This is a genomic window from Halorubrum sp. AJ67 (genome assembly GCF_000513435.1).
In genome coordinates this window covers 32,015-33,577 of the sequence record NZ_CBVY010000015.1, presented here as the reverse complement: position 1 = coordinate 33,577, position 1,563 = coordinate 32,015, and the positions used below count along the sequence as shown (strand labels likewise).

The 1,563-nt window shown below is 67.2% G+C and carries 3 protein-coding genes; all 3 read left to right on the top strand.

Features of this window, described 5'->3' with window-relative positions; genetic code table 11:
- The coding region (locus BN903_RS11710) for an ERCC4 domain-containing protein (protein ID WP_048077899.1) at window positions 1-834 on the top strand (834 nt) is incomplete at its 5' end.
- A gap of 64 nt (window positions 835-898) precedes the next feature.
- Window positions 899-1,111, top strand: a complete 213-nt coding sequence (locus tag BN903_RS11705) for an antitoxin VapB family protein (RefSeq protein ID WP_048077898.1) — start codon at window positions 899-901, stop codon at window positions 1,109-1,111.
- Complete coding sequence (locus BN903_RS11700; RefSeq protein ID WP_048077897.1) at window positions 1,108-1,500, top strand: PIN domain-containing protein; 393 nt, start codon at window positions 1,108-1,110, stop codon at window positions 1,498-1,500. The genes BN903_RS11705 and BN903_RS11700 overlap by 4 nt, the downstream gene beginning before the upstream one ends.
- Window positions 1,501-1,563: the final 63 nt, after the last annotated feature.

Below are 1,563 nucleotides of genomic sequence, written 5' to 3'. Positions count from 1 at the left end.
ACCGAGGCGGTCGAGGAATCCGGCGGCGACGGCGACGCAGGCGACGACGCCGGACTCACCGACTTCGCGGCAGAGGCCCGAGAGGGATCGGAGGGCGACAGAGCGGAGAGCGACGAGCCGACCGACGAAGACGAGGCGACCGACAAGAAGACCGACGGCGTCGTCGCGACCGCCGGCGTCGAGGAGGGGGTCGAGGTCGTCGTCGACCAGCGCGAGCTCGACTCCGCGATCGCGAAGGACCTCTCGACGCGCGACGGCCTCGTCACTCGGCTGGAGACGCTCGCGGTCGGCGACTACGTGCTCTCCGACCGAGTCGCCGTCGAGCGCAAGTCCGCGGCCGACTTCGTCGACTCGATGCTCGACTCCGACCGCTCGATGTTCGAGCAGGTCGGCGAGCTCTCGCGGGCGTACGCCCGTCCGGTGATGGTCGTCGAGGGGACGAACCTCTACGGCCAGCGCGACATCGACCCCAACGCGATCCGCGGCGCGCTCGCGTCGCTCGCGGTCGACTTCGACGTGAGTGTCCTCCGCACCGAAGGGGAAGACGACACCACCGAACTGCTCGCGACGGTCGCCAAGCGCGAGCAGGAGACGCGCGACCGCGAGGTGAGCGTCCACGGCGAGAAGACGACGAAGACCCGCGCGGAACAGCAGGAGTACGTCGTCTCCTCCATCGCGGACATCGGGCCGGTTACCGCGCGCACCCTGCTGGAACACTTCGGCACGGTCGAGGCCGTGATGACCGCGCCGGAGGACGATCTGCTCGAAGTCGACGGCGTCGGTCCGGTGACCGCGGAGCGCATCCGCGAGGTCGTCGGAAGCGAGTACGAGTAACATCGGGCGACGAGCGCGTCGACCGGCGAAACGATATTGTATACAGAGACGTATACGAAACTGTATGAGCAAGAGCATCCGCGTCGACGAGGAGACACACGCCGCGCTCGCGTCGCTCAAGGGAGACGACGAGACGTTCGACGAGCTGTTGACGCGGCTGCTCCGCGAACGTCGTGAAAACGTCCGCTCGGGTGCTGGCCTATGGGAAGGGACCGATGCGGCGGAACGTGCGCGAGCCAAGCGTCGAGAGATGAAACGCGGGGTTGACTCGCGGTGACGCTGTACGATAGTAGCGTCCTCATCGACTACCTCGCGGGACGTGACGCCGCGGTCGAATACGTCGAGTTACACGCCGACGAGCGGGCGGTCGCCCCGCCGCTGGTACTGTTTGAGGTGTATCAGGGAGAAGTTTTCAAGACGGGCGCGACGGATCTCGACGCGATCGACGAGGCGTTGACTTGGGTCGACGTGGTCGAGACGTCGGCGGCGAGTGCTCGGGCGGCGGCGACTCTTCAAGACGAACTGCGAGCGACCGGCGAGCCGCTCGCCGCCCGTGACGCGTACATCGCTGGCGTCGCCGCGCTTCGGGGCGAACGACTCGCAGTGGCCGACGCCGACTTCGACGTGGACGGGATCACGGATCGACTCATCGTCGACTTTGTCTGAGTCGGTTAGTCGAACCCGCTCACCAGCGTCACGACCCACTGGCCGAGGTCGTACTCCGCCCGG

What these genes read in the sequence shown, in the direction of transcription:
- BN903_RS11705 (WP_048077898.1), top strand. Translation starts at nt 899, where the DNA reads ATGAGCAAGAGCATCCGCGTCGACGAGGAGACACACGCCGCGCTCGCG.